At 47.6% G+C, this 14,646-nt stretch carries 11 protein-coding genes; 6 read left to right on the top strand and 5 right to left on the bottom strand.

The features are described 5' to 3' along the window. Positions 1 to 34: 34 nt before the first annotated feature. Complete coding sequence (locus tag BM359_RS01710; protein ID WP_054487352.1) at positions 35 to 2,332, bottom strand: DNA internalization-related competence protein ComEC/Rec2; 2,298 nt, start codon at positions 2,330 to 2,332, stop codon at positions 35 to 37. A 50-nt stretch (positions 2,333 to 2,382) separates the two neighbouring features. Here BM359_RS01710 and BM359_RS01705 point away from each other — a divergent pair, with 50 nt between their 5' ends. Continuing rightward, positions 2,383 to 2,889, top strand: a complete 507-nt coding sequence (locus BM359_RS01705) for a DUF2062 domain-containing protein (RefSeq protein ID WP_054487350.1) — start codon at positions 2,383 to 2,385, stop codon at positions 2,887 to 2,889. Between the two features lie 2 nt (positions 2,890 to 2,891). Here BM359_RS01705 and BM359_RS01700 read toward each other — a convergent pair whose 3' ends face one another. The 3 genes from BM359_RS01700 to BM359_RS01690 are packed head-to-tail and all read right to left on the bottom strand — an operon-like array spanning position 2,892 to position 6,035. Further along, on the bottom strand, positions 2,892 to 4,127 hold the full coding sequence (locus BM359_RS01700) for a lipoprotein-releasing ABC transporter permease subunit (RefSeq protein WP_054487348.1): 1,236 nt from the start codon (positions 4,125 to 4,127) through the stop codon (positions 2,892 to 2,894). Continuing rightward, complete coding sequence (gene lolD / locus BM359_RS01695) at positions 4,127 to 4,813, bottom strand: lipoprotein-releasing ABC transporter ATP-binding protein LolD (protein WP_054487346.1); 687 nt, start codon at positions 4,811 to 4,813, stop codon at positions 4,127 to 4,129. Before lolD ends, BM359_RS01700 begins: the two co-directional genes overlap by 1 nt. After that, positions 4,806 to 6,035: a lipoprotein-releasing ABC transporter permease subunit gene (locus BM359_RS01690; RefSeq protein WP_054487344.1), complete on the bottom strand. Its 1,230-nt coding sequence runs from the start codon at positions 6,033 to 6,035 to the stop codon at positions 4,806 to 4,808. Before BM359_RS01690 ends, lolD begins: the two co-directional genes overlap by 8 nt. A gap of 85 nt (positions 6,036 to 6,120) precedes the next feature. On the opposite strand from BM359_RS01690, the gene BM359_RS01685 reads away from it, so the two are divergent. From BM359_RS01685 to BM359_RS01665, 5 genes are read left to right on the top strand one after another with little or no spacing between them, the layout of a single operon-like run. Then, positions 6,121 to 6,750, top strand: a complete 630-nt coding sequence (locus tag BM359_RS01685) for a hypothetical protein (protein ID WP_054487341.1) — start codon at positions 6,121 to 6,123, stop codon at positions 6,748 to 6,750. A 47-nt stretch (positions 6,751 to 6,797) separates the two neighbouring features. Continuing rightward, positions 6,798 to 10,280: a transcription-repair coupling factor gene (gene mfd / locus BM359_RS01680; RefSeq protein ID WP_054487338.1), complete on the top strand. Its 3,483-nt coding sequence runs from the start codon at positions 6,798 to 6,800 to the stop codon at positions 10,278 to 10,280. A 15-nt stretch (positions 10,281 to 10,295) separates the two neighbouring features. Beyond that, positions 10,296 to 11,393, top strand: a complete 1,098-nt coding sequence (locus tag BM359_RS01675; RefSeq protein ID WP_054487336.1) for a CsiV family protein — start codon at positions 10,296 to 10,298, stop codon at positions 11,391 to 11,393. 17 nt (positions 11,394 to 11,410) lie between these two features. Next, positions 11,411 to 11,890 (top strand): MarR family winged helix-turn-helix transcriptional regulator, encoded by a 480-nt coding sequence (locus tag BM359_RS01670; protein WP_054487334.1) that lies wholly within the window; start codon positions 11,411 to 11,413, stop codon positions 11,888 to 11,890. 1 nt (position 11,891) lies between these two features. Beyond that, positions 11,892 to 13,661, top strand: coding sequence for an ExeM/NucH family extracellular endonuclease (locus BM359_RS01665; protein WP_054487332.1), 1,770 nt, complete (start codon positions 11,892 to 11,894; stop codon positions 13,659 to 13,661). Here the strand turns inward: BM359_RS01665 and BM359_RS01660 are convergent. Further along, positions 13,565 to 14,617, bottom strand: a complete 1,053-nt coding sequence (locus BM359_RS01660) for a hypothetical protein (RefSeq protein ID WP_054487330.1) — start codon at positions 14,615 to 14,617, stop codon at positions 13,565 to 13,567. The two genes, BM359_RS01665 and BM359_RS01660, sit on opposite strands and share 97 nt — an antisense overlap. Between the last annotated feature and the right edge of the window lie 29 nt (positions 14,618 to 14,646).

Genomic DNA, 14,646 nt, shown 5'->3' with positions numbered 1-14,646 from the left:
TAGTCTCAATTAAGTCATTAACACTTTTGGTATTCTACCTGTTTTCAAAGGGTAACTCCAAACTCCATGTACTGCCGTCACTCACAATGGTTAATTGTCCACTCTTCATCGTCCCAAGCCAGGGGCGATTCTTTCGCGCAAGTCTTTCCAGAGTATATCGGTGGGGAAAACGGTATCCACGATGCCGACCATAGCTTATCAAGTAGATATCCGCATCTACGGCCTGCAGTAATGGCCAACTGGTGGACGTTTTACTGCCGTGGTGCGGAACCAGCATGACATCGGACTCTATTTCAGCAGGGCTTTGCAACCGCTCTAACAGCATTTTCTCGGCAGGCATTTCAATGTCCCCGGGCAAAAGCAGGGTAAAACCCCGGAATTGAACCCATAAGACACAAGAACGATTATTTTTACTTAATGCGGTTGAACCTTGATATTCCCTCGAAGGCCATAAGACTCTCCATTGTAAGTTATTCCAGTGCCCCGTATCCCCCGCTAAACACGGTTTATTGCTGCCTTCCCCCTGCCACTGCAAATTGGGGTAGCGTCTTGATAAGAAATCACGCCCGCCATTGTGGTCACTGTCTCCATGGCTAATGAACGCAAGCTCCGGAACAAGTCCATGGTAATTCAAAAACGGTTCAATCACCGACTCGGCCACACTAAAACCGGAATTAAATTCAATACCTGTATCGACCAGCATGGCTCTGCCATTTCGCTCCAGCACTATAGCCTGGCTTTGCCCCACATCCAGAACGTGAAGGCGCAATTTCCCGTCTCTTTGATTTAGCAGCACCAAAACAGAAAGAGGCAAACATAAAAGCAGTACTGTGCGTTGCCAGGTGTTTTTAAGCGGCACCAGCAGCACGAGGATTAACGCAAACAAACCACCGAACCTTGCCTCACGGCTTACAGGCCAGGCATCTAATTGCAACCAGGTTACTGGCTGCTTCGCTAAAAAACCGATAAACGGATTCAAATGTACAATCGGAAGCTCTGCCAATTGCCAAAGTGTTGAAGCGAAACTTAAATCCAAAAGTACGGCAACCGTTCCGGCTAACGCCAATGGCAACAACCAAAAGCTTATAACCGGTAATACCAGCAAGTTAACTAACGGTGCCAGCAGCGAAAACCCGCCAAATAGCAAAAACGACAAAGGTGCCATAACCACCAGTAACAACCACTGAAGGGACCAAAGGCTTTTAATAGCAGAGAGTTTTCCGCGGGCTTTTTGCCAGCGCCAGCTTGCCAGGAACAATGCCGCAACCGCTGTAATCGAAAGCCAAAAGCCCGGATCCTGCAAAGCAAAAACATCAACCACAAGTACCGCAACAGTAACTCGTAACAGTAAACTTAGAGGTCTTAATTTCAGACTTAGCGTCAGGTGCAAAAGAACGACCAAAAACATGGCCAGCGCCCTTACTGTCGACACGGGAAAACCGGCCAGGACGGCATAACCTGTTACAGCAAAAGCCGCTAAAACTAGCGACCAGAAACGGCTGTTAATGAGCTCTCGGGTTTTCAGACCAACAGGGAGACAGCGAAAGCAGAGGCGAAAAAAGAATACAGCGGAAGCGGCAACCATCCCCAAATGTAAACCCGATATAGCCAGGCTGTGAGCCAAACCGGTTTTTTGCCAACTTTCCCGGGTTTGTCGGCTCAATAAGCTGCGTTCACCAATAGTTAAGGCAGCCAGTATGCCGGGTTCGTTCAGATCACTCTGTTGTATCCAATCAAAGACTTTTTGCCGAAGACTGATAGCAGAATCAAGCTTAAAGCCCTCTTTAATACTTCCTATTGCGTGTATGTTATTGCGCAGCAAATATTGTCGATACCGAAAGCTCCCGTGGTTACGATAGTCCGTCGCTTCCTTTAAGCGCGCCACCAGTTGCCAGGTTTCTCCTGCTCTAGGGGCTTGTTTAAGATTCGCCCGGTACCAGTTCAACCGGACTCTGGGTTGCTTCCAAATAGGCAACGCGTTGTCTGACAGCGTTTTAACCCTGCCCGTTATCCGCACGTGGTAAGGGTAACTCCGGGATATTTCATCCACCATGATACTGAGCTTAACGTCGGAATTGAGGAAAGACGCCGGTATTGCCCGTATATTTTGCCAATAAAGGTTGGCATTAGCCCATAAAATACCGCAAAATAACGCCATCAGTAGTCGTGCGATCGATCGCCGTTTTGCTTTTTTCGGGCAGGCCCCCATGCGGGTGTAAGCTATCGCCAAAAGTAGTAATGCGATAGTTGAAACAATCAGCCAGAATTTAATGTCAGAGTGAGTGAAGGCGAACAAAATTCCGCCTGAAAACACGAGTAACCAGCGATCCATCGTTGCTCCTTCCTTGGGGCAGTAACAGGATAGGTAATAAACGTCACATTATGGCCAGACGCTTCATTAAACGCTTAATGCCTGATCACCAAAAAGTGCGAGAGTCAAAAGCGATCCGCTTATTTGGCAGCCTTTTGCATGACGCAAACTTGTGGCACCTGAACAGACGCTCGGCGTCAGGAGCCTTTGCGGTAGGCTTGTTCTGCGCTTTTATACCTGTTCCTTTTCAAATGTTATTAGCGGCAGCATCAGCAATTCCCTTTCGCGTAAATCTGCCACTCTCAGTTGGTCTGGTATGGGTCTCCAACCCTATTACCATGCCCCCCATGTTTTACCTTTGCTACCTGGTAGGAAATGCTTTGTTAGCAGAACCACCACAGCCCTTTGCTTTTGAAGCCAGTTGGGAGTGGTTAATGCACAGTATTTCAACCATAGGTCCGGCTTTCTTGCTTGGCTGTTTGGTTTTAGGAACGTTATCCAGCTTTATTGGTTACATTGGTATTCGTCTGTTGTGGCGCCAGTCTGTGGTCAAAGCCTGGCGCCGCCGTAATCCTTAAAATTAAATGCTTTGGTGTAAAGCTTTAGCCGGTTCAACTTTCACTGCTCTCCAGGCCGGATAAAGAGTCGCAAGCAAGCTCATTAGCAGTGCTACCCCCGCCACCAGAAAAACATCCGACCAAATCCATTCAGAAGGCACTTCACCGACAAAGTAGATATCACTGGAAAGCACATCAAAATTAAACCAGGTTTCCAGCGCCAGCATAATATTGGGTAAAAATTGGGCCAGCAGTATTCCGCAAAAACATCCGATAACAACGCCATACAACCCGTTCATAACCCCCTGCAGAACAAAAGACTGCAATAAGGTTTTATCTTTCATACCCAAGGTTTTCAGCATTGCGATTTGGCTACGTTTTTTGGCGACCGTCATAATTAACGTCGATACAATGTTAAAACAGGCAACCGCCATAACCAGAATAAGAACCAGATAAACCACCCAGCGCACAAGTTCAATATCGCGATACAAGTGCCCGTGACTTCGCGTCCAGTCGTCAAGGTACACCAGTTCAGGCAGTTCATTACCCACTTGTCTGGCCACAGCCGGCGCAGAAAACACATCTTTTACCCGCAATCGGACAGAACTGACATCGCGGGCAAAATCCAGCTCATTTATCGCTGTATCGAGTGAAACGTAAGCGTTGTGGTAATCAATTTGCCCACCAAACTGAAAAAGCCCCGTCACTTGCAGCCTGACACGCTCGGGAGAGCGAAAACCTCGTTCTGATTTTTCGGGGGTTAACAACGAAACCGAGTCGCCTACTTCTAGATCCAGTTTTTCCGCTAACCCCGCACCTAATAGCAAGCCGCCCTTTTGCTGCCAGCGCTGCCAGTCTTCCTTACTGACGTAGTCCGATAAAGAAGAAACTTTTTGTTCATGCTCTGCCGAAACGCCCCGAACCTGAATGCCATGAAATGTCGACTGGGTTTGTACCATTACCGTGGCATTGACACCCGGTGCGGTAGCAACAACCTGAGGGTTCCGCTCAGCAATTTCTGCCACGAGCTCCCAGTCATCCAAAGCCCCTTCAACGGCACTGTATTCAATCTGAGGTACAACCGCTAAGAGCTTATTCTGTAACACCTGGTTGAAGCCATTCATCATTGACAGTGCTGCAATTAATACTGCACACCCAAGGGCAATACCAATAGTTGATGATGCCGATATAAACGACAAGAAGCCTTGCTTCGCTGTTCCCTGACGAAAGCGACGGGCAATTAACCAGGCAAGCCGCATTAGTCTTCTTCCTTATGCAAAACACCGTTCTTCAAGACTTCGACACGCTGCAGTTGCTCTGCCAGATGCAAATCATGGGTTACCACAATAAAAGCCGTGTTGGTTTCTTTATTCAACTCCAGCATTAATTGATAAATACTCTCTGCGGCCTCGCCATCGAGATTACCGGTAGGCTCGTCAGCAAGCACAATTTGCGGTTTATTCACAAAAGCCCGGGCAATAGCGACCCGCTGACGTTCTCCCCCCGACAACTGCGCAGGCCGATGAGATAATCTATGCTCTAAACCTACCCTTGCCAGTAATTGCTTTGCCTGCCGCTTTGCTTCGGCCGGACTTTTACCCGCTATCATTTGCGGCATTGCGACATTTTCCAGTGCCGAAAACTCGGGCAGCAAATGGTGGAATTGATACACAAACCCAAGGTTCTGATTACGCCACTGCGCCAGTTTGTCGGCTTTCCAGTGCGTCATTTCATCAGTTTTATAAAATAATTGTCCACCGGAAGCTTTATCCAAACCACCCAGCAAGTGCAGCAAAGTACTTTTCCCCGAGCCGGAAGTTCCGACTACAGCCACCATCTCGCCAGCCTGAAGATTAAAGTCTATATCTTTTAAAACGGTCACTTCATTATTACCGTCCTGATACGATTTACTCAGTTTTGAGCAACGCAACAGCGCGTCAGTCATAGCGTAATGCCTCCGATGGTTGAACATGAGCTGCCTGTGAAGCCGGGTATAATGTTGCGACCAGAGTTAACAGAATTGCAGCAACAGCCGTAGCAATAACCTGGAAAAGATTAATGATAATAGGTAAACCTTCCTCAGTGCCTGAAACTATTTGAGCCCCGAATAAATCCAGGATGTCATTTAAATACCAACTCAAAAGAAGTCCTAAAATAATACCTAACAAAGACCCAAGAACGCCGTTATAAAGCCCCTGAAGTAAGAACACGGTGCGAATACGGCCGTTAGATAAACCAAGCGTTTGCAGTATGGCAATGTCATGACGCTTATCATTTATGACCATAACCAGGGCAGACAGTGTGTTAAATGCAGCCACGGCAATGATCAAGGCCAGCATTAGCCACATCATGCGTTTTTCCATGCCAACAGCCTCAAACAGCTGCCCATAGCTTTGGCGCCAGTCATCAACGCTTAAATCGGTTTGGTTGCGCAGGGTTTGAGCAACTTGGGGAGCATCAAAGGCATCATTTAGAAACAGCTGCAAGCCGGTCACTTTACCTTCGGGAAGACGGATTAATCGCGCCAGGTCGTCACCATGAGCGAACACAACCGACTCATCAACTTCTGAGCCCATAGCGAATAAGCCACTGACGACAAACCGACGTTGCGAAGGTACCAGTCCAAAGGGTGTGTAAACGCCACCCTGCGCGGCAATAACTCTGACAGTATCACCCGGGGCGATGCCTTGTTTTTGTGCCAGCCGCTGACCAATAACCAAGTGGTAGCTTCCTGGTTCCAGACTTTCCCAGTTGCCGGCAACCATCTTGTCGGTAAGTGAAGGCGGCAATGCGCCCTTGTCCGGGTAGACGCCCTGTATGTTGGCAACGGACATTTTATCTGATATTTGCAGTATGCCCTGCGTTTGTACAAAGGGGACAGAACCCTTTATTGTCGCCAGTTCAGGCAGCTGTTGTTGAACCTCCTGCCAGTTGCTTAGCCGCGTGCTACTGTCCGGATCCGTTACAGTGACCTGGGGCACAGCACCTAAAATGCGGTTTTTCAATTGCCCTTCAAAGCCATTCATAACCGACATAACAACCACCAAAGCCATTACGCCCAGCGCAATACCTGCAAAAGCAAAGCGGTTAATAAATGCCGTAAAGGCAGAGCCCTGCCTTGCCCGGCTGTAACGCAGGCCAATAAACAGCACAACCGGCTGAAACATATACCCTCAATTATTTGATGGTTGCTAATTCATAACGAGCAAGGATAATGAGTTGTATTGAGCCTGACAACTAAAAGCCGAAACAATGACGCAATCGCAGACATCAATGACATCGCCAATAGGAGATTTCTTCACAGTAAGAGATCACTTCCCGGTCAATTTAATTGCGCTGGACTCGGCCGACAACATACCGGACGAAGACGCGTTTATTGCCGAGATCCCGGAGCTGTTTACTATTGCGTCCAGTATGGCTGAAAGTGATCAGCAACAACTGCAAAGCATTAAAGTTGAACAGTCGTCAGGCAGCGCGCTGGTGGCTTTTCTGGAGCAACAGCACAAACGTATGAACATATTGCTTGGTTATATGCTCCGCAATGAGGATGACCCCGAGTACCGGTTTAAGGGGGTTGAATATGGCGGCGGCGGCATTCGTATTGTCAATGACTCGCCATTAACAGAAGACCAGACGTTCCAGGCCAAGTTATTTTTTAAAGAAGAAGCTTTGGCAATTTACTGCTACCTGAAAGCTGAAAAGTCAGAGCCTGAAGAAAATGGTGATACTTACCTTTGCACTCTTAGCTTTGCTCAAATTCGCGAGGAAGATCAGGAACTCTTGATTCGTGCCAGCCTTCATGCCCAAAGTCGCCAGCTTAAAGAACGTTCAAAACAGCGCAGGGAACAAAAAGAAAGCGACTCCTTGTCATCCAAATCATGATTGATTTCGGTATAATACCGACGTTTTTCCAAACCAGTTGAGTAGTCATGACTAAGGCATCTGTATTAAGACCCCCTTTCCCACCGGCAGCAAATAAAGATCTCACCTGGCAGGAACTGCACGGCAGTGCCCCTGCACTGGCCATCGCTAAGCTAATTGATGCGACTCCGGGGCGGGTGCTAATTGTTACTGCAGATGCTAACCAGGCTTATCGATTAGAACAGGAAGTTAAATATTTTGCCGGTGAACACACCGAATATCATGACGACATAACGCTTTTTCCTGACTGGGAAACGCTGCCTTACGACAGTTTTTCTCCGCACCAGGACATTATATCTGATCGTTTGCGTGTGTTAGCACGCCTTCCTGAAGCCAAGCGTGGCGCACTGATTGTCAGTATAAATACCTTGCTCCACCGCATTGCGCCAACGTCTTTTGTTCAGGGGCAAGCACTACAAATTGAGAAAGGCCAGCAACTCGACAGCTTGAAGCTGCGACAGCAATTGGAAAATGCAGGTTACCGCCACGTAAACCAGGTTATGGAACATGGTGAATTCAGCGCCCGTGGGTCGATCTTAGATCTTTACCCTATGGGCAGCCAGACCCCATACCGGCTCGACTTTTTCGATGACGAAGTTGATAGTATCAGACCTTTTGACCCGGAAACTCAGCTATCGAAAGACCCTATAGAGGGCATTAATTTACTGCCCGCGCACGAGTTCCCGTTAACCAAAACGGCAATTGAACGCTTCCGCGCAAACTACCGCGAACACTTTGAAGCAAGTACTGAACGCGAATCGGTCTATCAGCAAGTCAGTAAGGGTCAGTTACCCGGCGGGATTGAATACTATCTTCCGCTATTTTTTGAAGAAACAGCAAGCTTATTTGATTATCTTCCGGACGACACCGTACTGGTTACCTTCGGCAATATTCAGGCGAGCCTGGAGCGCCTCTGGCAGGATATCAATCATCGCTACGATCAACGCCAGTTCGATCCCTTACGGCCATTGTTACACCCTAATGAACTGTTTCTTCCGGTCGATAATATTCACGCTGGATTCAAACAATACCGTCGTGTGCGAGCCAACGTACCGGCAGAAATGGCACAACCCGGGCCGACACCGTTTCTGACAGAAGCCGTTACAGAAATAGCTGCGGATCACCAGCAAAAACAGCCTTTTGCCAAACTAAAAACCAAATTAGAACAGGCGTTAGCAAATAACGACAAGGTTCTGCTTTCCGCTGAGAGCGCAGGCCGTCGTGAAGCGCTGCGTGAAATTGTCAGCAAGCTCGGTTTTCCCGTTACGCTTTGCTCAGGCCTGGAAGAATGTCCGACCAAACAAGTCGGTTTGATTATCAGCCCCATTATTAATTCGTTCTATTTACCCGATGCCAAACTCTGGTTTATCACCGAAACCGAACTGTTTGGTAACCGCGTGGTACAAAGCCGCCGACGCCAGCAAAAAGCCACTGTCAGCGCCGATACACTCATTCGCAACTTAGCGGAACTGCAGGCCGGTCAGCCGGTTGTTCACCTGGACCACGGTGTTGGCCGCTATCAGGGGTTGACGACTCTCGATGCCGGTAATGTCACCACGGAGTTTGTCACCATTGAGTACGCTGGTGGCGCAAAACTTTATGTTCCGGTAGCAAGCCTGAACGTTTTAAGCCGATACAGTGGCGGTGAAGAAAGCCATGCTCCTTTAAACAAACTGGGTAATGACAGTTGGGAAAAAGCCAAAAAACGTGCTGCAGAAAAAGTGCGAGACGTTGCTGCTGAACTGCTCGATATTTACGCCCGTCGTGAAGCTAAGCCCGGCTATGCATTTAATATTAACGAAGAAGACTACCAACGTTTTGCCGCCGGCTTTCCGTTTGAAGAAACCATTGACCAGCAGGCCGCAATTGATGCTGTGAAACAGGATATGCAACAGCCACGGGCAATGGACAGGCTGGTTTGCGGCGACGTGGGCTTTGGTAAAACCGAAGTGGCCATGCGCGCGGCCTTTATTGCCGTTAATGAAGGTAAGCAAGTGATGGTGCTGGTTCCAACCACCCTGCTGGCCCAGCAACATTATGAGAACTTTAGCGACCGTTTTGCTGATCAGGCCATTCGGGTTGAAGTGCTCTCACGCTTTAAAACCGCGAAACAGTCAAAAGGCATTCTCGAAGATTTATCTAACGGCAAAGTCGATATTGTTATTGGTACGCACAAGTTACTGCAAGACAATGTTAAGTGTCATGACTTAGGTCTGCTCATTGTCGATGAAGAACACCGCTTTGGTGTAAGACAAAAAGACACGATTAAACGCCTGCGCGCTGACGTAGATATTCTGACGCTAACAGCTACGCCTATTCCACGTACCCTGAATATGGCTATGAACAACATTCGTGACCTGTCAATTATAGCCACGCCACCAGCGAAGCGACTGGCAGTAAAAACCTTTGTCCGCGAATACGACGAGCCAACGGTTCGGGAAGCCATATTACGTGAGATTCTGCGCGGTGGTCAGGTTTATTTCTTACACAATAATGTCGACACTATTGAAAAAACCGCGGCCGATATTGAAACCCTGGTACCGGAAGCGCGTGTTGTGGTTGCTCACGGACAAATGCGTGAGCGTGACCTGGAACGCATCATGTCGGACTTCTATCATCAGCGCTTTAATGTGCTGGTTTGTACCACCATTATTGAAACCGGTATCGATATACCCAGCGCCAACACCATTATTATGGACAGGGCTGATCACCTGGGTCTGGCACAGATGCACCAACTGCGGGGCCGCGTTGGACGCTCCCATCATCAGGCTTATGCGTACTTATTGACGCCACACCCCAAACGCATGACCAAAGACGCACACAAGCGCCTCGAAGCCATTTCTCAGCTTGAAGATCTGGGCGCTGGCTTTATGCTCGCAACTCACGACTTAGAAATTCGTGGTGCCGGTGAGCTACTTGGAGACGATCAAAGCGGTCAAATTGAAAGCATTGGTTTTACTCTATACATGGACATGCTGGAGCAAGCGGTTAAAGCCTTAAAAGAAGGTAAAGAACCCGCTCTTGCGCAACTGCTGCATGAACGTGCTGAGATTGACTTAAAACTTCCCGCGCTTTTACCTGAAGCTTACATACCAGATGTTAATAACCGTTTAAGCTTGTACAAACGAATAGCCAACTGTGAAACCAGTAAAGAACTGGATGATTTGCAGGTGGAATTAATTGACCGTTTTGGGCTACTTCCGGACGCAGCCAAGAACTTGATGCGCCAAACACAGCTGCGTAATAATGCCGAGCATTTGGGTATCCGTAAAATTGATATTGGTAATCAGGGCGGCATTATTGAGTTTGCCGACGATACAAAAATTAACCCGGAAATTATTATAGGGTTGATTCAAAAAGCGCCCAATTACTACAAACTGGATGGCCCGAACCGTTTACGTTTAAGTCAGTCACTGGAAGATACTCAAAGTCGGTTAAAACTGGTAGAGTCTCTGTTAGAAGAATTTGCAGAACAATCTCAGGCGGCGTAACACAGGAGTGAATAAATGGCGCTGGTGCATCGTGGATTAAAATCGGTACTGGGTTTAACAACAGCACTAATGACATTAGTGTCTGTTGATGCGGTAGCTCAGTCTGATAAAGACTACTGGCGCTGGTTTGAAGTTGAAGTTCTGGTCTTTAAACAGACCATCACCGACCAGTCCGGTGAGACTTTTCCTTTGGCAATACAACCAATAGCCGTTAATCAAAGCCGGGATTTGCTGACCAGTTACCATAGCCTACAGAACCGCCGCCTTCGCAGCGCTTTGCCGGTTTGCGACCCACTCTCAGATAATCAGTGGCAAATTGATATTGCCTGCCAATATGAAAACGAAGACCAGTGGATACCGATTGCCGGAAACCCTTTCGCCCCCGCGCATTCGTTGTCAGAGCTTAACAAAACAGAGGTTGTAATTGACGGCCCTGGTGGTGACATTCAGACAGCTTCACAACCTTTTTTAATGCCAAAAGACGTTTTAGAGCTAACGCCTGTTAGTGAAGAGTTGGAGCGCAAAGGTCAAGGTAAACCGTTACTTCACCTGGCCTGGCGCCAACCCGTTTTTAAACGCGGCGAAAGTCGTAAGTTTCGACTCTATGGCGGCAAAAACTACAGCGAAACGTTTTTCTACAATGGCTTTCCAAGAGAGCAAGAAGAACTTACTACGCCATTATCAAACGCCAGCCAGAAACAGCGGATGGATAATATTGAGTACCTTTTGTCAGCTATAGAGCAAGGCTCAGAACCTTTTAATCCGTTAAACGAAAGAACACCGGTACGTCCTCCTTTAATAGCAGCAGGCCACCCCAGCCTGGCTTGGGAGTTCGATGGACTCATCGATATTTTCCTGGTTGGTAATTACCTGCATATTGATGGCGAATTTAATCTGCGTGAAAAAGACAAAATAAAACAACTCGCCAACGACATCGAAACGCAGGCATCGCTGGCCTTAAACAACGCAAACGAACAAACACCGTATCTGCGTAGTTTCTATTTCTCACAGTTAAGACGGGTTATCAGTCACGAAACACATTACTTTGATCACCCTAAGCTGGGTGTTGTGGTTCAAATTCGCCGTACTGACCTGTCAGCTCCACGGTACTAGTTGGTTTCGGGGAAACTATGGAAAAGTATGAAGAGTTACTGCTGGCACTTAGGAAAGTCATTCGTGCAATCGACTTATATTCTAAACAACTCAACAAATATTCCGGATTAACAGGACCTCAGCTGCTCATTTTGCGTGAAATTAATGCCGCAAATGGCATTACGGCCAGTAAAGTTGCGCAGAATATCAATTTAAGTCCTGCTACTGTTTCGAATGTTATCGAACGTCTGGAACACCGTAATCTCATCCACAGACACCGAAGTGAACAGGATAAACGCCGGGTTTCTCTGTACCTTACTGAACAGGGCTTAAATCTACTGGAGAAAGCACCTCAGCCCCTTCAGGAAGATTTTATTGAGAAATTTCAGGCATTGGACGAGTGGGAGCAATCGCTATTGCTTTCATCGATGCAAAGAATTGCCAATATGATGGACGCAGAACGTCTGGACGCAGCGCCCGTGCTCGAAGTTGGAAGCTATCACAAACTGGATAATTAAAATGAATAAACAACTATTTACTCTGCTACCGGTTCTCTTTTTCTCGGGCGCAGCGGTTGCTGATATTTGTGACAATGAAAATGAAGTTACCCCTATAGCCCAAATTCAAGGGGAAAACGAACAGTCCAGTCTAATTGACCAACAAGTCACCGTGCGCGGCATTGTAACGGCTAGTTGGCAAACTGATGAAGAGCTTAGCGGCTTTTTCATACACAGCTTTGCTGAAGATATGGATGATAACCCTGCTACCTCAGAAGGCTTATTTGCCGTTACAGAAAAGCATCATTCCAGTGTCGATATCGGTGAGCAAGTGCAGCTAACCGGTAAGGTCACCGAGCGCTCGCAGTTAACGTCTTTGGTTGACATATCGAGCATAACAACTTGTGGTGACGCCGAGTCGCTCCCGGACATAACCGACTTAAAACTGCCGGTTCAATCGCTAGCTGAGTTAGAAGCTTTAGAAGGTATGCCGATAAAGCTATCTGCCTCCTCAGCTAATGAGTTAACAATATCAGGGCATTATAACTATCCACGCCATGGCTATTTTGACGTGTCTTCTGGTCGTTTATGGACACCAACACAAATCGTTATGCCGGGCCAGGACGCTAAACGTCAAGCTGAAGAAAACCAATTGAATCGACTTCAGGTGGACGATAACAGCAATGTCGTTGAACCCAGCCCTTTACCTTTTTCAAACCTTTGGCACGGCAAACAAAACAGCTTACGTTCAGGAGCCACTATAGCCAACTTTAGCGGTATTATCAGTCAATTCAATAATGCGTATAGAGTTCAGCCAACTGAAGATTTAACGTTAGAGAGTTCATCCAAACAGCCTCAGTTACCTGAAAAAGCCAATGATTCTGTGCGAATTGCAAGCTTTAACGTTCTCAACTTCTTTAACGGAAATGGTTCAGGCCAGGGCTTCCCCACACCAAGAGGTGCAGACAATACGGAGCAAATGAAACGTCAGTTGCAAAAAATTGTTGCCGCATTAACCGCTCTTGATGCTGACATTGTCGGTTTGATGGAACTCGAGAACGATGGCTTTGGTGAGCGTAGTGCTATATTCCAGCTGGTCGAAGCACTGGAAAAAGCTTCCGGCAAAGAGTACGAAGTTGCTGAACCCCGGGCTGAAAAAATTGGTACGGATCAAATTACCGTTGGTATTATTTATCAACCCAAACGGGTTAAGCCGAGTTCACACGCACTCTTCACTCGCCAGGGCCCATTTTCATGGGGCAGCAGACCACCACTAGCACAGCGTTTTATTGATAGAAACACAGATAGCGAATTCAGCGTCGTCGTTAATCACTTTAAGTCAAAAGGCAGCTGTCCGGAAGACTCTGACAGTCCTAATAGCAATAAGAACGATGGCCAGGCCTGTTGGAATGAGTTACGTCTTAAATCATCCCAGCAGCTGCTGGCATGGATTTCTGAAGAGTCATTAGCAAACCCGGTGTTATTAGGCGACTTCAACGCTTATTACCATGAAGACCCTATTCGCTATTTTAGTGAAAATAACTTCTATAACCCTTCGAATGCTACGGACTATTCTTATGTATATGACAGTCAGGCGGGTTCTCTGGATCATATCTTTGTAGCCAATTCGCTGGAAAGTAAGGTTAAGGGAGTTTACCACTTACCCTTTAACGCAGATGAGCCATGGGTTTACGACTATCGTGATGAGACGTACTTTTCTGACGGCCCCTTCCGTTCTTCAGACCATGATCCGCTGGTGCTTGATTTACGCTTTTCCGGATCGGGCATGTAAGCGTTATCGGTTCCAAAATGAACTTCAAACTCAATACCGACTAACCACTGGCCACTACGTTGCTCTGTAACTTCGCTGCGAGGCCAGTGGTAGCCAACCCAGGCTTCGGCAAAAAACCATTCACGCAAGTAGCGCTGGCGATTTAGAAAACGTACGCCATAATCCTGAATAGGCACAGCATGATCCGTATTGCCCTCTATCCAGGTTTCAGTTGCCCAGGCTTTATCCTCACCATAAAGGTGGTACAGACGTGCCGTGCTGCTCCAGCGCAGTCCATGAGTTTCTTCGGCAAAGGTTCCTATCGAGGCCCAGCGAACAAGCCAGGTATCGGTTAACGTGGCTTCGTAATCGACCCGTTGTGCAACGCCGAAACCGTCGCTATCCCTCCAGAAGGCGGAAGACTGAGCACGAACCTGTTGGTTATCAGAAAAAACAAAACCCGTCATATAACGCGCCCGGGCGTAGGTATCAAAGCGTAATCCCCCGCGAATACCAATGCTGTATGACATCCTATGAGCCTCGTTAATTTCAGGGTCAAAGCCCAGACCCACCAGCCACTCCTCATCAGACTGCGGTGAGCGAATAACAGAGGGCCTGCCTGCGGAATCATCATCCAGAAATTCGTTCTCGTCCACTCGTCCAATAAAGGCCGAAAAGTTTTCCTTTAGCTTAGGCAATGCCACACGCGCTCTAAAACGTGACTTCACTTCAAAGCCGTCATACTGGTCCCACTGAGGTGCCACCGAAAGTCGCCCGTACGAACGTTCGTACCGACCTATACTTTCATCACCAAATAATCCGTCAAACCAGCGTGCTGTAGCGTCGACAGATGAGCCCAGGCCGCTGCGAAATTGATCCAGCCACATGCTCTCATCTTCTTCATCTGACTGCTGAACAGCAACGACAGATTGACAGCTAAGGCTAAAAATAAAAACGAACCAAGTAATCTTTTTCATGTTGAATAGTCTATAACTACATACCGTCT

The organism is Idiomarina abyssalis (genome assembly GCF_900116625.1).
GTDB lineage: Bacteria > Pseudomonadota > Gammaproteobacteria > Enterobacterales > Alteromonadaceae > Idiomarina > Idiomarina abyssalis.
The sequence above is the reverse complement of the archived record's forward strand: the minus strand, read 5'-3'. Positions and strand labels throughout refer to the sequence as shown.